Consider the following 23,356-nt stretch of genomic DNA (forward strand, 5'->3'; position numbering starts at 1 on the left):
ACCACGTTCCGGGGTCCCGGGCCCTGACGCATATCAGCCGGATCCAGGCACCGGATCGAACGCCGAGCGGAGCGGGCGTTCGGTATTACTGCCCGACGCGGCGGCGATACGCGCTGGGCAATACGCCGTAGGCGGCTTTGAACCGGCGGCCGAAATGGGTCATGTCCGAGAAGCCCCAGCCATAGGCGATCTCGCTGACCGTCCGGCCGCGTTGCCTGGGATCTTCCAGGGCCTGCCGACAACGCGCGAGGCGCCGCGCTTGGATAAGCTGCACGATCGACGTGTTCTCATCCGCCAGCACTGCATTGGCGTATCGCACGCTGACCCCGGCCGCGCTGGCGACCGAGCTGGCGTCGAGGGTCCGGTCGGCCAAGTGCGCTTCGACCACGGCCCGCAGTTCCACGCGGACAAGGGAGCGGGACCGCGACGTGCGCACCCTGTCCTGAGCCATCGTCCGCCCGACGGCCAGGGTGATCAGGTCGAGCAGGTGCGGTTCGAGAAGAGATTCGGCGGCCGAACTCAAATCGCCCGTGTGATGCGGCAGCATCGCGAGGCTGGCCGACAGCAGGCTGTTCTCGGCCGTGCTCGGCGTGATCGCCCGGGCCGTCATCTCCCGCGTCTTCCCGAGGCGCGCTTCCATGAGCTGCCGTGGAACCTTCAGGACAAGGATGTCCGAAGCTTCGGAAAACCGTCCCTCGTAGGGCAAGGCCGGGTCGATCAGGGTGATGTCCCCCGCCCCCAGCACGACGTGGCGGCCATCCTGCTCGAGGGCGATCCGCCCACCGAATTGCCGACAGATGAGCAGCTCGTCGGCGTTGCCGTGCGCGATGTGACGGCGGGTGTGGGTGACCGACATGTCCGAGTTCTGAAACGAGACAAGTCCGATGGCGCCGACCGTACCGGCGCGCAGCCGAGCCCGAAACGTATCGCGGCATCCCGGGATGGATTCGTGATCAACGACATCCTTCCGGGCCGCATCGTGCCAGAAATCGAAACGGTCCCGCGGGTGGATGTTCTCCGTCGAGAATACGGTCTTCACATGGACCTCGCATGTCCGAATAGCCGACGAAGAAGGCCGAACAGGCCGATTCGGAGCCGCACGGGCATGATCTATTGGCCCTCGGTGGGTCGAAGGCAACCGGCGGCACCAGATCCGGCCTAAACAGATCGTCTGACATGATACGGTTTCAACGCAGGCGGCCGGCCCGACTTCCGGGGCACGGCATGGCGATGCGCGTCGACTTCAGCGACGCCCACGCCGCGTTACTGCGCGCGTTCGGCGCCGGAGTTGCGCGGACGGCATCGTCCCCCGACAGAACCCAGCCTTGGGGGTGGCGCGGGATGAGGGCAGGGATCGCCTCCGACTGGCGACGCCCTCACCGATTATCAAGGATGATTATTCTTACTCATAATACTTACGCTTATGTCTCGACCACCGCGATATTTGGCCAGCGATATCGATCTTGAAAATCTCTGGCCCCGGATATTCGATCAGCGATCACTCTCGGCACATCGTCCGGGCGATGGCGAGCCGCACTTTCCTGATCGAACAAATCAATATCGGCAGTGGACCTGGTCGAATGGCACCACGTCGAGCACGAATAGCTTCCTCATCGGACAGACTTTGATGTGACAAGACATCGCAATTTTGAGATTAAGGCGAGTGCTATACATTTCGATAATCAGTAATGCGCGGCATCCGCGGCCGAGAGTTCTTCATCACTTCGCAGCCTGGCTATTACCGACAACCTGATTGGGTGGACTGGACCTATGACGCACATCGATGCGCGGCGCTGCGCCAATGCGTTGGATTTGGCCGGCGATATTGTTTCAGCTTATGTCGCCAATAATTCCTTGACCATGTCCGAACTTCCGAAGCTCATTGCGGGTGTTCATGCGGCGTTGAACGATCTCGCAAACGGAGCGACCACGGACACACCGGTCGAAGCCCACAAGGCGACACCGGCGCAGATCCGCAAGTCGGTCACGCCGGATGCGCTGATCAGCTTCCTCGACGGCAAAGCCTACAAGACGCTGAAGCGACACCTGGCCCGCCACGGGCTCAACCCGCGCAGTTACCGGGAGCGCTACGGCTTGCCGGCCGACTACCCGATGGTCGCCCCAAGCTACGCCGAGCAGCGCTCCCAGATCGCCAAGGCGATCGGCCTCGGCCAGCCGATCAACGCGGAAGCGATCCGCGCGGCGGCCGGCGCGTCGCACCCACAGCCGGACCGCGCGAACCGCCGCGGCCGGCGCAGATCGGCGGACCGGTAACATCATCGTCATGCCGTCGCGCATGCGAGATGGGCAAGCTCGACGGGCCAGAAGCCGGAATTCCCATGCCGGGTCCGCGCAGCGGCGACCCTGTCGCTCCCGTTTGAAGAAGTCCAACGCGCGCGTTCCTCAACCCGTGCGCTGACAGCGTGTTTTTCAGGCTCAGCGCGGCCGGACATCGGGGCGAGCGGACCTGAGTGGATTCAACATGTATCCGGTTCATCCCAACGAGGTCGGGCGTCTCGAGGCTCTGCGCGACCTCGACGTATTCGACTCGCCCCCCGAGCCGCGGTTCGACGCCCTCTGCCGGACGGCGCAGGCGCTGTTCGGAGTCCCGATCGCCCTCGTCAGCCTCGTCGGCGAGACCGAGCAGCGCTTCAAGGGTCAATGTGGCCTGGCTTTGAGCGGCTCGCCGCGGGCCGTATCCTTCTGCACTTACGCCATCCTGTCCGACGGGGTGATGGTGGTCGAGGACGCGACACGCGATGCGCGGTTCGCCGTGAATCCACTGGTCACGGGCGAACCGCAGATCCGCTTCTACGCCGGCGCGCCGCTCGTGCTCGCCCCGGGCCTCCATCTCGGCTCCCTGTGCGTCATCGACCGGGTGCCGCGCACCTTCACGGTCGAGCAGCAGAGCCAGCTTCGGAATCTGGCGGAGATCGCCGTCACCCTGCTGCGCATGGGCCGGGCCGAGCGCCAGGCTCGCGAGAGCGCGGCCCTGTACCGGCTGCTGGCCGACAACGCCACCGATGTGATCGTCCGCTGCGACCGCGACGGCACGCGCCGCTACGTATCGCCGGCGGCGAAGCGACTGCTCGGCTTCGAGCCGGAGGAACTCCTCGGCACGAAGCCGATCGACTTCGTCCATCCGCACGACGCCGCAGCCTTCGCCCACCTGCTCCATCAGGTGGGGTGCGGACAGATCGAACAGGCGGTCAGCCAGCAGCGGTACCGCCGCAAGGACGGCTCGTGGGTCTGGGTCGAGGTCTCGTTCAACCGGACCTACGACCCGGCGCTGGGGGCGCCGGACGGCTACGTCGCCGTCATCCGCGACATCGCCCTGCGCAAGGAAGCCGAGCGGCAGATGGCTCATATGGCGCGTCACGATCCGCTCACGGGCCTGCCGAACCGGCTCCACTTCCGCGAGCAGCTTGCGTGTGCGATCGCGCGGACACAGCGGGGCGGCGACGGCTTCGCGCTGTTCTGCCTCGATCTGGATCGGTTCAAGCCGGTCAACGATACCCTGGGGCATCAGGCCGGCGACAGCCTGCTGTGCGCGGTGGCGCAGCGGCTGAAGGGGGTCCTGCGCGCCGATGATCTGGTGGCGCGCCTGGGAGGCGACGAGTTCGTCATCATCCAGACCGGGCAGGGCAACGTCGCGGAATCGGTCGCGCTGGCCGAGCGCCTGCTGGCGGCGATCGCGGCGCCGGTCGATCTCGACGGCTATCCGGCGAGCATCGGCCTCAGCATCGGGATCGCCCGCGCGCCGGACGACGGACTCGACGCCGACCGCCTGTTCTCGCGCGCAGACCAGGCGCTCTACCGCGCCAAGGCCGCCCATCGCGGCGGCTATCACCTGTACGGGTCCGAGGCGGCCGGACCTGCCAGCGCCGATCAGGGGCAGGCACTGGGTCCAACGACGGATCGCGCGCGCCCGGCCCGGTCCGGGCCCGGGCTGCTCGGCGCCCTCTTCAGCGGACTGCTCGCGAGCAGCACCGACTGCGTGACGCTCGTCGATCCGGGGGGCCATCTCCTGTTCATGAGCGCCGGCAACAGGACCGTGATGGAGATCGCGGACATCGAGCCGCTGCTCGGACGATCCTGGCTCGACTTCTGGCACGGGGCGGATCGCGAAGCGGCTCGGAACGCCCTCGCGACCGTGAGGGCCGGGGACGGCGCCAGCTTCCGCGGCTTCTGCCCGACGCCCTCGGGGCAGCCGAAATGGTGGGCGGTCAACCTCAGCCCGCTTCCGGGCGACCGATCCGGCCCGGCGCGCATTCTGGCCGTGTCCCGGGACATCACAGCCCAGGTCGCGCTGGAGGCCGATCTGCAAACGACGGCGCGGCGCTATCAGGCGCTGATCGAGGCCACGGGCGCCATGGTCTGGCGCGCGGACGCGGCCGGCGGCCTCGTCGAGATCAGCGGCTGGGCGGCCTACACGGGACAGGACCCGGACGCCTCTCTCGGGCTCGGCTGGCTGGAGGCCGTGCATCCGGACGATCAGGAGGCGGTCACCGCGACATGGCATGCCACCAGGGCCACCGCGCAGGCCGGCATGGCCACGTACCGGGTCCGCCATGGGCAGGACCGGTATCGCTGGGTCCTGGGCCGGACCGTCCCGTTGAAGGACGAGGCCGGTCAGGTCCGGGAATGGGTCGGCACGATCACCGACATCCACGAGCGGCATGAGGCCGCCGAGACCATCCGGGTCCAGGAGGAGCGGTACCGCTTGGCCGTGCGCGCCACGCAGGACGGCATCTGGGACTGGGATGTGGCGTCGGACGATGTGTCCTGGATCAAGTCGACCGGCGAAGTGCTCACCTACACGGATGACGCGAGCAAGCCGTCGCGGTCGCGTTGGGGGGCTCGGATCCATCCCGAGGATCGTGCGCGCGTGCTCACCGGCTTTGCCGCCGCCGTCGAAGGCACGGATGATCGGTGGTAGGCCGCGTACCGCTACCGCGGGGACGACGGGGTCTACACGGAGGTGATCGACCAAGCCTTCGTCGTCCGCGATGCCGGAGGGCGGCCTATCCGGATGGTCGGTGCGGTCCGCGATATGACCGAGCAGCGGCAGGCCTTGTCCGCGCTCCGCGCCAGCGAGGAGCGGCTGCGTCTGGCCCTGCGTGCCGGTCGGATGGTGGCGTGGGAGCACAACCTCACGACGGGGCGCAGCACCCGATCCGAGAACGCCCCGCAGATCCTCGGTCTGCCCGCCCCGTGGCAATCGGAGTTCCTCGATCTCGTACACCCGGACGACCGGGCGCCCATGGCGGATTTCATCCGATCGGGCGAGGCGCGCGCGGAGCACGAGTTCCGGTACGTCTCACCTGCCGGCCGCCTCCAATGGCTGTGTTCGTCGGTCGAGCGGGTCGATGCGGATCGGATCGTGGGGATCACCTTCGACGTCACGGAACGCAAGCTCGCGCAGGAGAAGCTGTGGCAAACCGCCAACCTCGACGCCCTCACGGGTCTGCCGAACCGGCAATTGTTCCGCGGGCGGATCGAGGCGGCCCTCTCGGAGGCGGAGCGGGACGGGACCTGCGTGAGCCTGCTGCTGATCGACCTCGATCGTCTCAGGGCCCTGAACGACACCCTCGGCCACGACGTCGGCGATGCCGTGATCTGCGCGGTCGCCGATCGCCTGCGGGACGGCCTGCGCCCCTGCGATACGCTCGCGCGGCTGACGGGCGACGAGTTCGCCCTCATTCTCGTCGAGCCGCTGCTCTTGTCCCACGCCGTTCAGCACGCGGAAACGCTGATCGAGCGCCTGCGGCAGCCCTTGCGGATCCGGGACCATACGCTGACCTGCCAAGCCAGCGTCGGCGTGGCGGCCTACCCGGATCACCACGCCGATTGGCGCGAGCTTCTCAAGGACGCCGACCTCGCGCTGACCCAGGCCAAGCTGCGGGGCCGCGACCGTGTCGTCGCGTTCTCGCCCTCGATGCGCGTGGACGCCCTGCGCCGGCTACGGATCGCCGCCGAGGTTCGCGCCGCCCTCGCGGCCGGGCAGATTGTGCCGTACTACCAGCCGAAGGTCTGCATCACGACCGGCCGGATCGTCGGCTTCGAGGCGCTGGCTCGCTGGCGCCACCCCGAGAGGGGTCTGCTGACACCGGGCTATTTCGGTTCGGCCTTCGAGGATCCGGAGCTGTCCACCGCGATCGGCGACACCATTCTCGAAACGGCGGCGGCCGACATGCGGTCCTGGAACGAGCAGGACCTCCCCTTCGGGCGCGTCGCAGTGAACTTCGCGTCGGCCGAGTTCCGCAAGCCCGATCTGGCCGGCCTGATCCTCGATATCCTGAACCGCTTCGGGATCCCCGCACCACAATTCGAGGTCGAGATCACCGAGACGGTCTTCCTCGGACACGGCGCGAAGACCCTTCCCGCGACCCTCGCACGCCTGCACGACCGCGGCATCAGCATCGCGCTCGACGATTTCGGGACAGGCTTCGCCTCGCTCACGCACCTGAAGCAGTTCCCGGTCAATCACATCAAGGTGGACCGGAGCTTCGTGCGCGATCTGGACCAGGACGCGGACAGCGCGGCGATCGTGGCGGCCGTGATCGGCCTCGGCCGGAACCTCGGGATGACGGTCACGGCGGAAGGTGTGGAAACGGTGGGGCAGGCGCAGCACCTCGCGGCCATGGGGTGTGACTACGCGCAGGGCTACCTCTATGCCGAGCCGATGGCGGGCGCGCGCGTGCCGTGGCTGCTGAACACGTGGCAGCCCGACGCGTTCGTTGGTGAGCATCTCTCGGCACGCTCGGCACAAGGGCTTGGCCATTCTGCCGAAATCAATTTTCTTGTCTGTTCTAGAGACTGCTGAGACGCCTGCGCGGCTGTCCGCTGTTGCCGACGGGGTGACTCAGCTGCTGCGGTCGTCTCGGATGAAGGCCAAGAGTTCGCTTTTAGGCGCTATGCCTATCTCGCCTTGCGCCCTACACCACGTTCGACCTCTTGCACCACATGTCCGCTTCAGAGTGGGGCGCTTACCGGGCCGCTCCATCGAGCGGCGGATCGCCCCCAACCTGTCGCCGAGATGCCGGTGCGCCTAGCGCGGCAGCACCTTCGCCACGTGCAGGCTTTGAAGGGCGCTCACGAGGGCCGCAACGCTATCAAAGCTCTTTCCGACCCCGCTCCCAATCTTGCCCAGATCGGAGACGCGATCGAAGTCACTCTGGAACACGAAGTCGCTGATGCTCCATTTGGTCGCCCACTCGTGGGAAATGTCACGCCGAACTCTGCTCGGCGATCGGTCGCTTCCAGTTGAGCATCTTGCCGGCCATGTAAAGTGGCCAAGCGCATCGGAACCGAGAAGCGGGGGGCAGTTCCCGCGGCGCGGCAAGTATTTCTCAAAGCGTCGACTCGAACCAACTTAGGCACCAGCGGTTGACGGTGTGGCGATGGCAAACGTCCCGACCGGGAGTTCCTATGGCTGAAGCCCAGGAGCAGACCCTCAGATTGCAGGTCGCCAATGCCCGCCCCCAGGATGCGGGGCAGGGCATCGGCCGTATCGTCTCAGCGGCGACCGTGTCTGCCCAAGCATTGTACAGGGGCACCGCTCCCGCGATGGACGATCGAGATCGCGGTTGAGTCCGGCCCCCGCGCGCGGGGCGCCCTGTCCGTGATGCCGCGCGGACTCGTCTGCCTCTTAACGGTTGACCAAAGCGGCAATGGCCGGCGATGCGAGGCGGAAGTCTGTCGGCGATATGGGTGGATGGGGACGCAGGATCGGCTTGCGCGAGGGGCCGATATTCTCGGCCGTGCTCGCCGGCGCTCTTCGGCCGATACCGCGTTGGCGAGTGATAAGGGGACGACTGATGACCCCTGACCTGAAGCATCTGTACGAGGCAGCAAACAAGGCTGGATCGCTCGAATGGCACGTCGCAGTTTTGCCCGACGACCGCACAGTGATCATACGTGCGATCCTTCTGGCTCTGAGAGAGCCGTCCTATGATATGATCCGCGCGGCCGATGACACCGGGATGGTCGGCGGCGATGGTCAGAGGCGATTTCGAGAGGGAGCTCGCCGCGATGATCGATCACATTCTCACCGAGCCCACTATGGCGTGAGGCTTCGGCGCGCAAGGCAATTACGGTGCAGGTCACCGGAAGGACAGTATTCGGCGCCGGCACCTGCCGTGTGCTTGCCCAGGCCTTCGCGCTAAAGGCCGAGGCCTTCCCAACCGCGAAGCGGGATCTGCGATTGTCGGACGAATGCGTCCGGCTCGTGCGGCACGGCCCACGGGCCGGAGCGGGCGATCCAGATCGGCATCGGTCCGATCCCGGCGGGGCCGGTCGCGCGCGATTGCGGCATGAGCATATTTGAGGACTGGGTCCGCCTCGGTGCTCGTCGCCGGGACCGTCAACCTCCGAAGTTCGTCCAAGCCGGCCGCCGGCAGGGGCCGCGAACAATCGCTCATCCGTCTGACGCGGATCAGTGTGCGAGGTCCATCGCGGAAGCAGAACTTCGATTGCAGAGACTGTCGGCGGCCATGACCCCGGTTTCGGTCGCGCGCCGTGTCCAACATCGTTTCCAGGGAGTGGTCTCATGAACCTCTATCGCCACGTTCGACCGGGCGCAACTTGGCGGGATGCCCTGGTGCACAACGGTCTGCACCACGCGTCTCGGCCTCAGCGTTCGGGTCATGCCGCCGGGGCGCGCCATCGCGTCATCGCGACGCTCGTGGCGGCGGCCATGTGCGCGGGCGGTGTCGCGACGGTCGGGGTGGCCGTGCCGGCCTTCTCTCAGGTCGTCCGCCTCCTCAGCGTGGACGTGAAGGAAGTGGCGAAAGGCTGGCGCACGACGAAACTGCACGGTAGCGCTGTCGTCAATGACAAGAATGAGAAAATCGGCAGCATCGACGATATCATCATCGGAAAAGATAAGGTTCTATTCGCCGTCATACAGGTGGGAGGATTCCTCGGGCTCGGCGGTCACCTGATTGCAACCCCGTTCGAGCGGCTGCAACTCGATGACGAGAAAGGAAAGATCGTGCTGCCCGGTGCCAGTAAGGACGAGCTGAGTAAATTGCCGGAGTTTCATTACCTCACATGACGGCAGCCTGGCGCGACGCGTGATCGACCGGTCCCGCCGGGTGCCCTCAACACAAACAAGGCCGGCGCCGACAGTCTGAACGACGGCTCGATCGCGGTGCGGGCGCGCCGAGCCCTCGCGCCACGCGGCGCAATGCTCGACCGAACGTCACCGCGACGCAGAAACAGCCGAACCGGACTATTGAGGAGGCTTACGATGAAACTCCGACCGCTGCACGATCGGGTCGTCGTCAGGCGCACCGGTGCCGAGGAGAAGACCAAGGGAGGCATCATCATTCCCGATACGGCGAAGGAAAAGCCCCAGGAGGGTGAAGTCGTCGCCGTCGGTCTGGGTGTACGTGACGACAACGGGAACATGGTCGGCCTCGACGTCAAGGCCGGCGACCGCGTGATCTTCGGGAAATGGTCCGGGACTGAACTGGTCGTCGATGGCGAGGATGTCTTGGTCATGAAGGAGTCCGACATCATCGGCGTCATTGTCGATTAGATCGCGCCTTCCGCACAACCAAGATTGAAAATCTGGCTTATGGAGCGGAATCATGGCTGCCAAGGAAGTCAAGTTCTCCGTCACAGCGCGCGCGCTGATGCTGCGCGGCGTCGACATCCTCGCCGACGCGGTGAAGGTGACGCTGGGCCCGAAGGGCCGCAACGTCGTGATCGAAAAGAGCTTCGGCGCCCCGCGCATCACCAAGGACGGTGTGACGGTCGCCAAGGAGATCGAGCTCGCCGACAGGTTCGAGAACATGGGCGCCCAGATGGTGCGCGAAGTGGCCTCGAAGACCAACGACATCGCCGGTGACGGCACCACCACCGCGACCATTCTGGCCCAGGCCATCGTCCGCGAGGGCGCCAAGTACGTCGCCGCCGGCATGAACCCGATGGATTTGAAGCGCGGCATCGACCTCGCGACGACGGCGGTTATCAGGGAATTGGAGAAGAACGCCCGCAAGATCACCAGGAACGATGAGATCGCTCAGATCGGCACGGTCTCGGCCAACGGCGATCCGGAGATCGGCCGTATGCTCGCCGACGCCATGCAGAGGGTCGGCAACGAGGGCGTCATCACCGTCGAGGAGGCCCGCACCGCCGAGACCGAGCTCTATGTCGTCGAGGGCATGCAGTTCGACCGCGGCTATATTTCGCCCTACTTCGTCACGAACCCGGAGAAGATGGTCGCCGAGCTCGAGGATCCCTACATCCTCATCCACGAGAAGAAGCTGTCCTCGCTCCAGGCCATGCTGCCGGTGCTCGAGGCCGTGGTCCAGACCGGCAAGCCGCTCCTGATCATCGCCGAGGACATCGAGGGCGAGGCGCTCGCCACGCTGGTGGTGAACAAGCTGCGCGGCGGCCTGAAGGTCGCGGCCGTGAAGGCGCCGGGCTTCGGTGACCGCCGCAAGGCGATGCTCGAGGACATCGCGATCCTGACCAAGGGCCAGACCATCTCCGAGGATCTCGGCATCAAGCTCGAGAACGTGACGCTCCCGATGCTCGGCCGCGCCAAGCGGGTGCGGATCGAGAAGGAGACCACCACGATCATCGACGGCGCCGGCGAGAAGGCCGACATCGAGGGCCGGATCAGCCAGATCAAGGCGCAGATCGAGGAGACGACCTCGGACTACGACCGCGAGAAGCTCCAGGAGCGTCTGGCCAAGCTCGCGGGCGGCGTCGCGGTGATCCGCGTCGGCGGTTTGACCGAGATCGAGGTCAAGGAGAAGAAGGATCGGGTCGAGGACGCGCTGCACGCCACCCGCGCGGCGGTCGAGGAAGGCATCGTCCCCGGTGGCGGCGTCGCGCTGCTCCGGGCAAAGGAGGCGGCCCGCGGCCTGACGAGCGAGAACAGCGAGGTGCAATCCGGCATCAAGATCGTCCTCAAGGCCCTCGAGGCTCCAATTCGTCAGATCGCCGACAACGCTGGCGTCGAAGGATCCCTCGTGGTCGGAAAGGTCATGGAAAGTAACTCGCCGACATTCGGCTTCGACGCTCAGACCGAGCGTTACGTTGACATGATCGAGGCCGGGATCGTCGATCCCGTGAAGGTGGTGCGCACCGCCCTGCAGGACGCGGCCTCGGTCGCCGGCCTGCTCGTCACCACGGAGGCGATGATCGCCGAAACGCCCAAGAAGGACCCACCGCCGCCCATGCCGGGTGGAGGCATGGGTGGTGGATTGGGGGGCATGGATTTCTGAGCCGCCGTGACACGCCGTTTCCGACGTGATTGCCGATGCTCGCGGATCATGGGTCCAGCAGTGAGAGTAAAACACAGATTTCGCGAAGCGCTATGAGTATCGGGGCTCGGACGGACCGAGTGACGGCCGAGTCCGGCGGATCCGGAAGCGGTGCAATTCCCAAAACGCCGCTACAGATTATGGACAGGTCATGCTGCAGCAACGGTCCGAGATTCCCAGTGATGCTCCGTTCACGCTGATCGACGAGGCGCCTTCGCCAGCACGGATCGAAGCGTTCAGCGATGGGGTTTTCGCGATCATCATCACGCTCCTAGTCCTGGACATCCGCGTGCCGCGGGAAGCCGAGCGGCACGGAGAGGAACTGGCGGCGTTGTTGCTGCGGCAGTGGCCCGTCTATGCCGCCTACGTCCTCAGCTTCCTGCAGATCGGCGTGGTGTGGGCCAACCATCACACCATGTTCCATTATCTCCGCCATAGCGACCATGTGCTGCTGTTCACGAACCTGATCTTGCTGCTCTGCGTCGCCATTCTTCCGTTCACGACCGCGCTCATGGCGGAATACGCGCGTACCGACACGAACGACCTTCGCGTCGCAGCGCTGCTCTACAGCGCCGCGCTCTGTCTGGCGGGGACGATGTTCAGCTTCATGTGGCAGCATGCCCAGCGCGCTAAACTGGTGAAAGCAAACGTAGACGCGAATCGTCTCTACGCGCTGACTTGGCATTGGCGGCTCGTGCCGCTCCTGTACGGCCTCGCCTTCGTTCTGGCCTTCGTAACCCCCTATCTCAGCATCAGCATCTATATCCTGTTGCTGATCTACTACGCCCTGCCGGGCCCCACGATGGTGCGCTGGACGACGAGGCAGCGAGAGGCCTGGGTCGCAACTCGGGCTTCGGGCGGTCGACGGCGCTAACCCCGCAGCCGCACAGGTGGCCCAGGAGCACAGTCGGCCTGAGGTCGCGCGGCCATTCCTCCCGGGTACGGGAGCGGCTCCTCCGAGGTGCCAGCCGAGGTGCCAACGATGGGCTCGGACTGCGCGACGGTCCGTTGCAGGTCCTCTGAGCCTACCGTGAGAGGATTGCCTACAGTTCCCGAATAGATGCCGGGCCCGACACGGATTGACACCTTGAATGCCCTCGAAGCGGCGGAACAGCGCGTCCGGGTTGACGGCATTCTCTGCGGTACGGGGGGGGTATGCCCCGCATGTCTGACACCGCATCGCCGCGTTGCGCGCTGACGCGCGTCAATGCGCGCGCGCCGCGGGATGTCAGTCTCGACCGGACGGGATTTTCTCAGGGCTGCCGCGAGAGGGTGCTTCGATGGCCGAGAATGTGGTTGCCGTCGCCGGATTGTTCGAGGACTACGAGACGGCTGCGACGGCGGTCCAGGCGCTCGAGCGCGCCGGCCTGCACCGTGTCGAGATCAGCTTGGTATCGAACGACGCGGACACGAAACAGACCGAGCGCCTCGACGGGAGCGCTCGGAACCCGGCGGTCGCTGGCGCTGCGGTGGGCGGCGTCGTGGGCGGCAGCGTGACCGCGCTCGCGGCTCTCACCGCGCTTGCCATCCCGGGCGTCGGACCGGTTGTAGCGGCCGGCTTCGTCGCGGCTGCGCTCGGCGGGGCCGCCGTCGGTGGACTCGCGGGCGCTCTGATCGGGGCGGGTCTCAGCGCCGATGACGCGGACGCGTACGTCGAAGGCATCCGCCGCGGCGGCACCCTGGTCGTCGTGCGCACACCCGAAACGCACGTCGCCCGGATCGAGGACATCCTCGACCAAGCAGGCGCGGTCACCGTAGAGGAGAGGGAAGCCGAATGGCGCGAGGCGGGCACCGGCGGACACGCCTGAGCGCACGTCCGGAGACGTCAATGGACGCGGCTTCGCTCGCGCATGGCTTCGACCGCGAGCGCCCGATAGACCAGCGCGAAAGCTTGCATCACGCCCAGGTAGTCGCCGTGGGCCGAGGCGAAGCTGTGGGCTAGATGGAGAAGCTCGGGGTTGTTCGCCTCGAGGTCGTGGATGCACGCCACCGTGAAGGTCTCGGTCCCTGTCTCGTCGATCTCACGCACGAGGCGATCACGGGTCTCCGGGCTGACGCGCGGGAGCGGATGGAGCAGGGTGCCGAATTCGGCGCCGCACTCCGCGGCGAGCGCCCGGTAGAACAGGCCGAAACCCAACAAGATCTTGGACGGCTTCCCGAGGTCCGTCGCGCAACGCGCCACCATGTCAAGAATCTCTGGATTGTTTCGCTTGAGATCTTGCGTGAGGCTGTCGATGCAGGCTTCGGGCCCACGATCGTCGAACTCTCGGTGCACGCGCTCTGAAGTGGACATGACGACGCGCGGGAGAAACTGCATCGTTCCCAGACCTTTCGGCATTCGAAGACGAATACGGGGCGCCGTTCTAGCTCACGCGCGCGCGCCCGTCTTGCCTCAGGCTGTCGCAGGTTTGGCCGTCACACAGAACGACGACCGCAGGGCGAGATCTGACGCCCCAGGCGCTGCGGCGCCGTGATTTCATCAGTTCGGGCCTTCCGGTCGGCGAGGCTCACGAGGAGGGCCGCGGACGCGCGGCCGGGCGGACGAGCGGGCACTCCACGAGGCAGCGGGTCCGGTGCCGCTCTACGTCGCAGTCGCAGTCCCATTGAGGTTCCGGCTCTGCGCGTCACCCAGATGCGCGGATCACGGAGAAACTGCGGTCCTATCGAGGCGACGCTGAAACCTCGGGCCTGGTCCCTGCGTGAGATGAAGCGCCGTGCGCGGCTGCTGTTCAGCCAGGAGCAGCTCGCCACCTCGTCCGGAGCTTTCCCGGACAGGCCGCTTCGACGGGCCGCTTGGCCCGGGAGTCGCGAGACGGGCTGGATAGGCCTCCCTGCCGCGGCGCAGGGTGTCAGCCGCCCCCGTCTTCACGAGTCGCATCCTGGACGCGCACGACGCCACGGAGGCCGCCGCGTGAGCTGGCACTCCGGAGCGAGGCCCAGGGCTGGCCCGGCCGCAGTTCCTTGGCCCACCGAGCCTCGGCCCAGACAGGTTCCGAAGCCGAACCGCGCGCCTAAAGGCTGATTGTGATGCGGTTATCGACCTTAGTGACGCCCGGCGCCGCCCAAGCGACCCGTTCGGCTTCCTGGCGCTCGGCCCAGGAGCGGACCGTCCCATTGAGGACCACCTCACTGCCTTTGGCCTCGACCATGACGCGGTTCGCATCCACCTCAGCGCTGCGCCGGAAAGCCTCATCGATCTTTTGCTTGATCTCCGAGGCAGCGGCGCGCGGCTTCACTTGGACGAGATTGCTGACGCCCTTCACGCCGCGGACCCAACGCACCGCCGCTTCTGCCGCCCCCCTCTGGTACTGCCACTCGACCTCGCCTTCGAGACTGACCCAGCCGCTTTTCACCGTGACCTGGATGTGCTCCGCGCTCATGGGCAGCCGGTTCTTGAGGGCCGCGACGGCGTCGCGCGCAATCTCCGGATCGGGCCTCTCGTCGACACTGGGCAGGCGAACCTCGATATCATTTGCCACGCCCGCGACGCCGGCGACGTGCTTCGCGGCGCGCTCCGCCTCCCACTTGTCTGTGAAGCTCCTCGTAAAGCCGGTCAGCGTGACGACGCCGTTCTTCACGGTCACGGCGACGTCGGTCGAATCAATGCTGGGGTTCCAGCGGAGTTCGGCTTCAACGTCTCTCTTGATTTCTGCGTCGGTTCGGACGGCCATTGTCGTACCTCCTGTGTGGCGGACGGGAATCGGAGCCCTTTGTCGACGGCGGAGTGCGCCCACCGTGAGCCGCGCCGCGAGCCGCGCTCAGTATCGGCGCCGGGGTTGAGGCTCCCTGACCGGCGTCATCGTGCGACCTGTTTGCGGAAACGACCGCGGCTAAGGTGGCTCTGGCGCTCCCCGCCGAGATCTCCGCTCGCTGATTTCGGGGCTGGCCTCCCCTGAGTGGGCGAAGCGGAAGACAAATTTTGCTGCGGTCTGCGCCCACCGCTCTGATGCGTGTCAGCCCAGTGCAGTTTCGTCCGCATGCAGCCCGGACAGGCTCGCGAGCCGAATGGGGTGACGCTCGTGCGGATGCGGCCAGGTCCGGGATATTTCCGCGATCACTTCGCGGAGTGCCGATGGCGGCGACGTCAGACCTTCGCGCGACGGGACGGGCGCATCCCGCGGCAGCCTTCCGGCTCGGATCGCGGCCGATCACGCTGAAGGCTGACGGTTTCGGTCCCCGAAACGGACCGATCTCGGGATCAGGTCTCTGGCATCGGGCTCGTGCTCGACCGCATCGATCAGGCCGGCGGCGTGCGGCAGGTCGTGAACGAATGTCTGCCAGCCTTGCCGGTGTAGCCTGACGCTACCGCCGGCCTTATGGGGCCGGGATCGTCGGCGCGCGGCCGATCCTGAAGTCAGACTGATCCGCGTCAGGGCCGAGACGGGAAGCACCCGCTAATCGATGGTCTTCCGCCCGCTCGACCGAGGAAGCAAGCCGGGCGGTATCCTGCCAAGCTTAGGGAGGATCCACATTATGTCTCGCGAACCCGTCGCCTTCCAGCGGTCGGGCGGTTCGATCGAGCGCGGCGTGCCGAGCCCGCTGTTGCCGCCGTTTCTCGCTCTCTACCACGACATGAACCGCCTGCTCGAGGTTATGCCGGGCGCGGGCGCTGGAACCGCAGGTGCGGCCGACCAGCTCGACGCCAAGATCCTCGTCCCGGACATCACCATGACCGAGACGGAGCGTGACGTGCGCATCACCGCAGAGGTGCCCGGCGCTCGTGAGGCGGATGTCGAGGTGATGCTCGATGACGACACCGTGATCATCCGCGCCGTGAAGGAGATCGAGCACGCGGAGGATCGGCAGAGTTATCAGGTGCGTGAGCGCCTCTTCGGCACGTTCCAGCGTGCGCTTGCACTGCCGTTCCGTGTCGATCCTGAGCAGGCCGAGGCTCGTGTCGCGAACGGGGTGCTCACGATCACGCTCCCGAAGAGCGGGGCTCAGCGGCGCACGCGCCGCGTGCAGGTTCGTGGCGCCAGCGCCGACCACGCCCCGGCAGGCTCCCCCAGCCAGAGCGGCGTCGCATCGGACCAGCAGGACAAAGCGCCCGACCAGACCATGCCGCACTGATGGACCGGATCACAGGCCGGTCCATCTCACACACTCCAGACGACGAGGACGCACATGGCTGGTGGAAGCCCTCAACCCTCAGGACTCGGCCGGATCTCGCTCGATACGGACGTCATGAACCATTCGCTGGCCCAGAACTGGTGGGTAATAGCCCTCCGGGGCGTACTCGCGATCGTGTTCAGCATCACGGCCCTCGCGATGCCGGTCTCGACCCTCATCTCCCTGATTCTAATCTTCGCCGCCTATATGCTGGTGGACGGCATCTTCGCCATCGTCGCATCTCTGCGGGCGGCGCAGCACAGCAAGCGCTGGGGAGCCCTCTTCTTCGGCGGCCTCGTCAACATCATCACAGGGGTTCTTGCCGCCGCGTGGCCCGGCATCACCGCCCTCGTGTTCGTGGTGCTGACGGCGGTATGGTCCATCATCTCAGGGAGTACCATGGTGGTCGCGGCGATCCGCCTCAAGCGCAACCACGGACGGTGGTGGCTTGCACTTGGCGGAGTGTCATCGATCGCCTTCGGGATCATTCTCGTTCTTGCCCCGCTCGCGGGTGCCGTGGTGCTGACATGGTGGATCGGAATCTACGCCTTCGTCTTCGGCATCGCCATGCTGGTGCTCGCCTTCAGGCTTCGCGAACACCGCAACGATCGGCCGATCCCCGGAATGGCGCAGCCGGCGCAAAGCGCGATCTGAGGACCTGGCGGATCAGGGCCGGATTTCACCGGCCCCCGCTCGGGCTTGGTCAGAATCGTCTCCGTTGCCGACCCTCCGATCCCTGAGGGTTGCGGCCCATCGCGACGGTCGCCGATGAAGCCCGGGGGGCTGGACGCGTGCGGGTCGGTCACCGTCTCCGCACGACGCCCGGGCCCTGGCGCTCAGAATGTCAGTTGAAGAGGCTTACGCGGCGTTCCGCTCCGCCGCGCAGGACAACGTCGATGTCACGCAAAGCCCGTGTCCGGCCTTCTTGGAAGCGCTGGAAGAAGGTGACAAAGTCCGGCGATCGGAAGATGGGCGTCCGCAAGCACAAGCGGTAGGCCAGCGGCGGCGCCGACCCTGCCAAGGTCCTCGCGGAGTTCGAACGATGCCGCAGCAGCGGACCGGCCCCCGAGTCTCGACAAGCCCTAGCCTTCGAAGCCGACGCCAAGACCGGGGTGCCGCACCGGTGTCTACCGGGCCGGACCGAAACGGATCGGTGTCAGCGTTATGTGGCGAGCGCCGTCCGATCCTGAACATTCCGAACCACAGGGTCGCCAACGTCGCGGGCTCAACACGCGGACGGTCGCGCTCATAAAAGAGCGACGCGCCTTGGCGGACAAGGCGCGAGCTGATGTCTCGATAGGCTGTTCGACGTGACGCCCGACCGGCCGATGGGAAGACGGTTTAGTCAGGGAGAGCCACCGATGAGCGAGGAGGGACGGCACATCGTCTGCCCGCACTGCGCGAGCATCAATCGCGTTCCCTTGTCCAGGCCGGCCAAGGCGGCGCGTTGCGGGCGGTGCAAGCAGGGGCTGTTCACCGGACAGCCTTTTTCGGTCGACGCCGCACAGTTCGACCAGCATATCCAGAAGAACGACATTCCGGTCGTGGTGGATTTCTGGGCTGCGTGGTGCGGTCCCTGCAAGGTGATGGCGCCCGTGTTTGAGAAAGTCTCCGCCGAGCTTGAGCCCGACTTCCGGTTCCTCAAGGTCGACACCGAAGCGGAGCAGGGGTTGGCAGCGCGATACGGTATCCGCAGCATACCCACGATGATACTATTCGCGAAAGGCGAAGCGGTTGCCCGACATGCCGGCGCGGTCAATGCCGAGGCCCTCCGAGCCTGGCTCCGGCTGCACGAGATCCGGTGAGAGCCTGCACGGGGCACGAACGGGAGACCAGGCGAACTGACAGGCATCAGTGCGGCCCGGCGTCGGCGCGCCTAAGCGAGCTGAGCATGATTCCACATCGTTCGATGGTGATTCCATGACCGCGCTTCCCGTCGCAGGTATCGCTCGGTTCGAGCACTTCTTTCGGGAAACAGATTCGCTCGTCATTGATAAGAGCGATCTGAAACGTCTCGGCAGCTTCATTGACCGTAAGCTCCGGGATCTCGTTCTGCGTGCGGGAGCCATTGCCAAGGCGAACGGGCGCGAGATCGTGGAGCCGCACGATCTCCCGATCACCAAGGGGTTCCAGGAGCGGATCCACGAGTTCCGCGCCGTCAGCAATGCCGGGGCCGTAAAGGAGAGCCTCGCCTCGCTCACCAGTGGGCCGGCCTCGATGGCGGCCTGCAGCGATGATACCGAAGCGTGGCTTCCCGAGGTCGCTGGCGGCCTCTGCCTCACGCTCTCGCGGACCTTCAAAATCATCGTCGACCCTCGCCTGAAAAATCCTCAGACGGAGCACTGGGATCGAGCGGAACGGCTGCACGATCTCATGTTGTGAGGCGTCATTACAGTCCGGATTTGCCGCGCCAGAGCGACCAAAGCCCGCAGGATCCCCACCATGCGATGGAAGTGACCGGAGCCGGGTGCGCAACAGCGACCCCGCTTCTCGGAGTGCTCCTGGCCGCGCCATCTATGGCCCAACTCAGTACGGCCCCATTTCATGGTTCAGCGATACGTCGGCAGGTCGCCAGCTTTGCACACCCAGTGACGGGCCTGACCAGTTCGAAGGAGGGACGCAGCGTGGTCAAATTTCCGCGGCGGACGGAGGATGCAACCTTCTCGACCGCAGAGGTGATGTGCGACGGCCATATCAGACCCCGCTCGGATGACGCGCGGTGTTTTTGACGTAATGACAAGTATCACTGGATGCGATCGGGCGCTGTTTCCTATGCGTCCGGCGTGTCGTGACGGTTACGTCCGGCAATCTGCGGGTCATGCTCGGCCGCGCTCCCCCACGGCACTCCGGTGATGGAGGGTCGGCCCACAGGGAGGGCGACTAGACGGAGAATGTGCCCGCCCGGCCAGCCTCCCGTGACGGCCATCGGCGCGTTGTGACCCTCGGTCAGGCCCGCAGGGCCGCCGCGAAGTCGGCTATGTCCATCTCGAGCTCGTCGCTCAGCCGGATCTGCAGAACGGGCGAGACGATGTCGAGGAGCACACGGCCCGTGGAGGCCCTTGAACCCGGGCGGATCGCGAGCGTCAGGCGCGATCCGACGTTCAGTGCGTCGATGATGAAATCCCGGTCGAAAGAGCGGTCGGAACTCTCCACGACCAGCCGGAAGCGATGCGGGTGGGTGAATTCGATCACCTCGGATTCGAGGGTGACTTCAGCCCCGAGCAGGAGCCGGCGCTCACGCAGGCGTGACCCCACGCCCAGCGCGCCCTCCGTCAATAGCTCCGCGCTCTCGACTGTCCGCAAGATGAGTGGCCACTCCACTGCGTTCGAAACCAGGCCGAACACCTTCGCCGGGGACGCCGCCACCGTCCGGCTCGCATTGATCTGCATGGTTTACTCCACAAGAGCTGTGTTACGCGTGACCGGCCCCGGCTATCCGCGATGCCGCGAAAGCTGAGACTGACATTCTCATCGCGTCCATGACGATCGTCAGCCAATGTGCAATGCGCGCGCGGCCATGCCCGCCCTTGCACCCTCCGCCCGGGTGATCCCGGCCCGTCGCGCGGCGACTGACGCCCGTCAGGGCGAAACCGACAAAAGCCCGCTCAGGTGGGTGAGCCCTGACCCGCAGAGGCTCGACCCGCCACGGTTATTGCAATGATACGCGCGGACATCCCCGGATTGCAGGAGTTCAAGGCGCTCGCGACGGCGCGGGGCGGCGTATTCGTGTCGCTCTATCTGCCGACTTCGCCCCTGCACCCCGAGGCCAACCGCATCGCGTTCAAGGATCTCGCCAAGGACGCCATCGCGCAGTTGCGCGAAGCCGCCGTCTCGGAACGCGTGATCGAATCGTTCGAACGACAGTTCGGAGTCCTTTCGGGACGAATCCAGGATAGCCTGGATGACAATAAGTACCGCCTCAACGACGCGGATCCGCTCGCACCGGTCGAGGAGTTCTGGAAATCGCAGGCGCATGGCCTCGGCGTGCTCGTTCGGTCGGAGACGAAGTCCATGCAGACCTACCGCCTGCCGATCCGACCGGCCCCCCTTGCCGAGGTCGCCGACCGGTTCCACCTGGCCCCGCTGATCCGCACGATCACGTCTCCCCTGGAGATCTTCGTTCTGGCAATTTCGGCAGGGGGAGCCCGACTTCTCCACGTGGTCGTCAACATGCCGCCCGAGCGGGTCCCCGTTCCCCACCTCTCGGACGATCCCGCGGAGACCCTCGACCGGCCATCGATCCACGTGGGGGCCCCGCGCCGCCGTCTTCAGAACCGCGAGGGCGAGAAGATCCTGGAAGCGCAATACGCGCGAACGGTGGACCGTGCGGTCCGCGAAGCCCTCGCCGGTCGCTCGACGCCGATCGTGCTGGCTGCGGCCGAGCCCATGCTCAGCATCTTCCGCGCGGTGAACACCTATCCGCATCTCATCGCGGAGGCCATCGAGGGCAGCCCGGTCCACCGCAGCGACGCGCAGCTCGGCGACGCCGCACTCCCATACTCGACCGGCTCTACCGCAACGAAGTGAAAGGCGTCCTCGCGCTCTATGATGAGTTGAAGCCCTACCGGGCCACCAGCGACGTCTCCCGGACGGCCCATGCCGCGACAGCGGCCGCTGTCGACCGGCTCGTCGTCGACCTCGATCGCGTGATCCCCGGCCTGGTCAGCGATATTGACGGCAGCGTGACGTACGCCGTGTCAGACGACGCCGAAACGTATTCTGTTCTCGATGAAGTGGCCCGGCGTGCCCTCTGCACGGACGCCCGGGTTCTGTGCGCGAGCCGCGCGGAGCTGCCCGCGGGGTGCGCCCTGGCGGCGATCCTGCGGTACCCGTTCTGAGGCGCCGCCGCGCGCAGGTGCCCGGCGCGCTTAGCACCTGCGCCCCCTCACTCCGGTGGCTGCGGAGACCCCGTCCTCCCAGGCTTAGGGCCGGCCGGCGGGCCGCCGCCCATGTCGGGCCACCGATCGCGACGTCAGGTGGTCCGGCAGCGTCGCCGTGGCGCTCGCGAACGGCCTCCGGAGCCGTCTCGTCGCGGCGAGAACTCCGTCACGTCCGTCGTTCCGGATCCCAGAAGCGTCTCGAGGGCCGACGATGGCCATGCGCAGCCGATCGGATCGGCGGCTTCGAGTTCGTCCGACGCTGACGGACGTCAGGGCCCGCGATCGTGCCGTTCCTATGATCAGACTTTCAGCGGACGGGCCGCCGCCTGGTGGGCTTCCGGATCGCGCGATCGAGGCGCCCCGGGGCCTGTTGCCGGCCGTGCGTCCGAAGGAGGCACTCCATGGCGGATGCAGCGACCCTCTCGCGAACGCGCGACCCGGCGGCAGCTTCGGATCCGGCTGTGCTGTTCCAGCCCTATCGACTGGGACCTCTCGAGCTTCCGCATCGCATCATCATGGCGCCCCTCACGCGCTCACGCGCGCGGTCGCCGGGCAACGTACCGAGCCCTCTCGCCGCCTGCTACTACGCGCAACGCGCTTCCGCAGCGCTCATTGTCAGCGAGGCGGCACAGGTCTCGATTCAGGGGCAGGGCTATGCCTGGACGCCGGGCATCCACAGCAGCGCGCAAGTCGAGGGCTGGCGGCACGTCACCAAAGCCGTGCACGAGTCCGGCGGACGCATCTTCTGCCAGTTGTGGCATGTCGGCCGAATCTCGCATCCGGCCCTGCAGCCCGACAACATGCTTCCCGTTGCCCCATCTGCGATCACTCCGCAGGGGAAGGCGTTCATCGAGAATGAACGGGGAGAAGGGGCACTCGTCCCCTTCGTTCGTCCGCGCGCATTGGCCCTCGAGGAGATGCCCTATATCGTGGGGCAATACGAGCGCGCAGCGAGGAACGCCCAGTCCGCGGACTTCGATGGGGTCGAGATCCACGCCGCAAACGGCTACCTGCTCGACCAGTTCATCGAAAGCAGCACAAACCGCCGCTCCGACACGTATGGCGGTTCGGTGGAGAACAGGACGCGACTGTTGCTGGAGGTTGCCGAGGCGCTCTCTCGGATCTGGGGACCAGACCGCATCGGTGTCCGGATCTCGCCACTCGGCAGGATGAACGAGATCCGCGACGATGATCCGGAAGCCACGTTCGGCTACATCAGCGAACGGCTCGCCGAATTTGACTTCGCCTATCTCCATGTCGTCAATCCGGCCTTGGAGCAGATGCAGAAGGGGGAGCCCCCTGACCAGCGGTCTCTGGCGCTCGTCCAACTTATCCGCGAGCGATTCAAAGGGACGCTCATTGCCGCGGGAGGCTTCGACGCCGGGACCGCTGCGCGCTGGATTCACGAGGGGAGGGCCGACCTCGTCGCGTTCGGCCGCAAGTTCATCGCGAATCCCGATCTGCCGGAGAGATTGCGCGCAGGCGCCCCGCTCAACGCCGACGATCCGACCACTTATTATGGCGGCGGCGAGAATGGTTACACAGATTATCCTGATCTGGCGCAGGAGCGTGGCGAACGACCTCGGGGCTGCGTTGACCGAAGTTGGAGATGACTCCCCTGTGCGGCCATGTCGTGGCCTGCGTGACAGATGTCCGCTTTCGGCGGCCGTCCCATTTTCGGCGCAATAGCCGTCATGGGCGCAAAGCCGACTGTCCGCTCTTAAGACACGGCCAGGGCTACATAGACGCCTATCGCATCTTGGCATTCCTCTACCGTTAGATGAAGCATAGGCCATCCACCAAATCTGATCTTCAGTCCGCTACGACCGCTCAGACGTTTCGTTCTTTGATTTCCGAACTGAGCCTGCGCGAACAACAAACCAGTGATCGGATCACCGATGATTTGCCAGCCAATTCTCCACCGCACCTACGAATTCATGGCGCATACCGCTGGATGCCGCCACTAAAAGCATCGACTCTATCACTACCTGGGCACTTTGAGGGTCATTGGGCGTTCTGATCCTGCGATGTCACTGTGGGAGACAGACATGGCCGAGAGATCGTCGGGGCCGGACCTCGATGCAT

At 65.9% G+C, this 23,356-nt stretch carries 19 protein-coding genes and 1 pseudogene; 16 read left to right on the forward strand and 4 right to left on the reverse strand.

All coding sequences use genetic code 11. The annotated features are described in order from the left end of the window. Positions 1-85: 85 nt before the first annotated feature. On the reverse strand, positions 86-1,039 hold the full coding sequence (locus tag E4V01_RS23250) for a helix-turn-helix domain-containing protein (protein WP_135300005.1): 954 nt from the start codon (positions 1,037-1,039) through the stop codon (positions 86-88). Positions 1,040-1,770: 731 nt separating this feature from the next. Here E4V01_RS23250 and E4V01_RS23255 point away from each other — a divergent pair. The 9 genes and pseudogenes from E4V01_RS23255 (at position 1,771) to E4V01_RS23285 (ending at position 13,090) form a co-directional block, all read left to right on the forward strand. After that, positions 1,771-2,274 carry a MucR family transcriptional regulator gene (locus E4V01_RS23255; protein WP_135300006.1) on the forward strand — a complete coding sequence of 168 codons (504 nt, stop codon included), beginning with the start codon at positions 1,771-1,773 and terminating at the stop codon, positions 2,272-2,274. Between the two features lie 208 nt (positions 2,275-2,482). Next, on the forward strand, positions 2,483-4,939 hold the full coding sequence (locus E4V01_RS26370; RefSeq protein ID WP_245517670.1) for a PAS domain S-box protein: 2,457 nt from the start codon (positions 2,483-2,485) through the stop codon (positions 4,937-4,939). A gap of 93 nt (positions 4,940-5,032) precedes the next feature. Then, the gene (locus tag E4V01_RS26375; RefSeq protein WP_245517671.1) at positions 5,033-6,826 is read left to right on the forward strand and encodes a bifunctional diguanylate cyclase/phosphodiesterase; all 1,794 of its coding nucleotides are present in this window, start codon (positions 5,033-5,035) and stop codon (positions 6,824-6,826) included. A 1,311-nt stretch (positions 6,827-8,137) separates the two neighbouring features. Continuing rightward, a pseudogene (locus tag E4V01_RS26380) lies at positions 8,138-8,342 on the forward strand (IS256 family transposase); the annotation flags it as partial. A 209-nt stretch (positions 8,343-8,551) separates the two neighbouring features. Next, entirely contained in the window at positions 8,552-9,058 is a 507-nt protein-coding gene (locus tag E4V01_RS23265) for a PRC-barrel domain-containing protein (protein WP_245517672.1), read from the forward strand. Positions 9,059-9,253: 195 nt separating this feature from the next. Then, on the forward strand, positions 9,254-9,544 hold the full coding sequence (locus E4V01_RS23270) for a co-chaperone GroES (protein WP_060768194.1): 291 nt from the start codon (positions 9,254-9,256) through the stop codon (positions 9,542-9,544). 52 nt (positions 9,545-9,596) lie between these two features. Next, a complete protein-coding gene (gene groL, locus E4V01_RS23275) occupies positions 9,597-11,243 on the forward strand; it encodes a chaperonin GroEL (protein ID WP_135300007.1) in 1,647 nt (548 codons plus the stop codon). 190 nt (positions 11,244-11,433) lie between these two features. Next, positions 11,434-12,156 (forward strand): TMEM175 family protein, encoded by a 723-nt coding sequence (locus tag E4V01_RS23280; protein WP_135300008.1) that lies wholly within the window; start codon positions 11,434-11,436, stop codon positions 12,154-12,156. 406 nt (positions 12,157-12,562) lie between these two features. Next, positions 12,563-13,090, forward strand: coding sequence for a general stress protein (locus tag E4V01_RS23285; RefSeq protein WP_135300009.1), 528 nt, complete (start codon positions 12,563-12,565; stop codon positions 13,088-13,090). 17 nt (positions 13,091-13,107) lie between these two features. On the opposite strand, the gene E4V01_RS23290 is transcribed toward E4V01_RS23285, so the two are convergent. Both E4V01_RS23290 and E4V01_RS23295 read right to left on the reverse strand, forming a co-directional pair. Then, the gene (locus tag E4V01_RS23290; protein ID WP_135300010.1) at positions 13,108-13,599 is read right to left on the reverse strand and encodes a hypothetical protein; all 492 of its coding nucleotides are present in this window, start codon (positions 13,597-13,599) and stop codon (positions 13,108-13,110) included. Between the two features lie 694 nt (positions 13,600-14,293). Continuing rightward, a complete protein-coding gene (locus tag E4V01_RS23295; RefSeq protein WP_135300011.1) occupies positions 14,294-14,953 on the reverse strand; it encodes a BON domain-containing protein in 660 nt (219 codons plus the stop codon). 730 nt (positions 14,954-15,683) lie between these two features. Between E4V01_RS23295 and E4V01_RS23300 the strand changes: the two genes are divergently transcribed. The 4 genes from E4V01_RS23300 to E4V01_RS23315 all read left to right on the forward strand — a co-directional run bounded on the left by E4V01_RS23300 (position 15,684) and on the right by E4V01_RS23315 (position 18,773). Then, entirely contained in the window at positions 15,684-16,352 is a 669-nt protein-coding gene (locus E4V01_RS23300) for an Hsp20/alpha crystallin family protein (protein ID WP_135300012.1), read from the forward strand. Between the two features lie 114 nt (positions 16,353-16,466). Then, on the forward strand, positions 16,467-17,045 hold the full coding sequence (locus E4V01_RS23305; protein ID WP_245517673.1) for an HdeD family acid-resistance protein: 579 nt from the start codon (positions 16,467-16,469) through the stop codon (positions 17,043-17,045). Positions 17,046-17,752: 707 nt separating this feature from the next. Next, the gene (trxC, locus tag E4V01_RS23310) at positions 17,753-18,196 is read left to right on the forward strand and encodes a thioredoxin TrxC (RefSeq protein WP_135300014.1); all 444 of its coding nucleotides are present in this window, start codon (positions 17,753-17,755) and stop codon (positions 18,194-18,196) included. Between the two features lie 115 nt (positions 18,197-18,311). Then, complete coding sequence (locus E4V01_RS23315) at positions 18,312-18,773, forward strand: DUF1931 family protein (protein WP_135300015.1); 462 nt, start codon at positions 18,312-18,314, stop codon at positions 18,771-18,773. Positions 18,774-19,337: 564 nt separating this feature from the next. On the opposite strand, the gene E4V01_RS23320 is transcribed toward E4V01_RS23315, so the two are convergent. Then, positions 19,338-19,781: an SRPBCC family protein gene (locus E4V01_RS23320; protein WP_135300016.1), complete on the reverse strand. Its 444-nt coding sequence runs from the start codon at positions 19,779-19,781 to the stop codon at positions 19,338-19,340. Between the two features lie 291 nt (positions 19,782-20,072). On the opposite strand from E4V01_RS23320, the gene E4V01_RS23325 reads away from it, so the two are divergent. The 3 genes from E4V01_RS23325 to E4V01_RS23335 all read left to right on the forward strand — a co-directional run bounded on the left by E4V01_RS23325 (position 20,073) and on the right by E4V01_RS23335 (position 22,884). Continuing rightward, complete coding sequence (locus E4V01_RS23325) at positions 20,073-20,918, forward strand: hypothetical protein (protein ID WP_210234769.1); 846 nt, start codon at positions 20,073-20,075, stop codon at positions 20,916-20,918. Next, positions 20,915-21,229, forward strand: a complete 315-nt coding sequence (locus tag E4V01_RS23330) for a hypothetical protein (protein ID WP_135300018.1) — start codon at positions 20,915-20,917, stop codon at positions 21,227-21,229. The genes E4V01_RS23325 and E4V01_RS23330 overlap by 4 nt, the downstream gene beginning before the upstream one ends. A 443-nt stretch (positions 21,230-21,672) precedes the next feature. Further along, on the forward strand, positions 21,673-22,884 hold the full coding sequence (locus tag E4V01_RS23335; RefSeq protein WP_135300019.1) for an alkene reductase: 1,212 nt from the start codon (positions 21,673-21,675) through the stop codon (positions 22,882-22,884). The last annotated feature ends 472 nt before the right edge of the window (positions 22,885-23,356 follow it).

The sequence above is a fragment of the Methylorubrum sp. Q1 genome (assembly GCF_004683995.1).
Classification (GTDB): Bacteria; Pseudomonadota; Alphaproteobacteria; order Rhizobiales; family Beijerinckiaceae; genus Methylobacterium.

Coding starts and splice junctions, on each gene's coding strand:
- E4V01_RS23255 (WP_135300006.1), top strand. CDS start 1,771: ATGACGCACATCGATGCGCGGCGCTGCGCCAATGCGTTGGATTTGGCC.
- E4V01_RS26370 (WP_245517670.1), top strand. CDS start 2,483: ATGTATCCGGTTCATCCCAACGAGGTCGGGCGTCTCGAGGCTCTGCGC.
- E4V01_RS26375 (WP_245517671.1), top strand. CDS start 5,033: ATGGTCGGTGCGGTCCGCGATATGACCGAGCAGCGGCAGGCCTTGTCC.
- E4V01_RS23265 (WP_245517672.1), top strand. CDS start 8,552: ATGAACCTCTATCGCCACGTTCGACCGGGCGCAACTTGGCGGGATGCC.
- E4V01_RS23270 (WP_060768194.1), top strand. CDS start 9,254: ATGAAACTCCGACCGCTGCACGATCGGGTCGTCGTCAGGCGCACCGGT.
- groL (WP_135300007.1), top strand. CDS start 9,597: ATGGCTGCCAAGGAAGTCAAGTTCTCCGTCACAGCGCGCGCGCTGATG.
- E4V01_RS23280 (WP_135300008.1), top strand. CDS start 11,434: ATGCTGCAGCAACGGTCCGAGATTCCCAGTGATGCTCCGTTCACGCTG.
- E4V01_RS23285 (WP_135300009.1), top strand. CDS start 12,563: ATGGCCGAGAATGTGGTTGCCGTCGCCGGATTGTTCGAGGACTACGAG.
- E4V01_RS23290 (WP_135300010.1), bottom strand. CDS start 13,599: ATGCAGTTTCTCCCGCGCGTCGTCATGTCCACTTCAGAGCGCGTGCAC.
- E4V01_RS23295 (WP_135300011.1), bottom strand. CDS start 14,953: ATGGCCGTCCGAACCGACGCAGAAATCAAGAGAGACGTTGAAGCCGAA.
- E4V01_RS23300 (WP_135300012.1), top strand. CDS start 15,684: ATGGTCTTCCGCCCGCTCGACCGAGGAAGCAAGCCGGGCGGTATCCTG.
- E4V01_RS23305 (WP_245517673.1), top strand. CDS start 16,467: ATGAACCATTCGCTGGCCCAGAACTGGTGGGTAATAGCCCTCCGGGGC.
- trxC (WP_135300014.1), top strand. CDS start 17,753: ATGAGCGAGGAGGGACGGCACATCGTCTGCCCGCACTGCGCGAGCATC.
- E4V01_RS23315 (WP_135300015.1), top strand. CDS start 18,312: ATGACCGCGCTTCCCGTCGCAGGTATCGCTCGGTTCGAGCACTTCTTT.
- E4V01_RS23320 (WP_135300016.1), bottom strand. CDS start 19,781: ATGCAGATCAATGCGAGCCGGACGGTGGCGGCGTCCCCGGCGAAGGTG.
- E4V01_RS23335 (WP_135300019.1), top strand. CDS start 21,673: ATGGCGGATGCAGCGACCCTCTCGCGAACGCGCGACCCGGCGGCAGCT.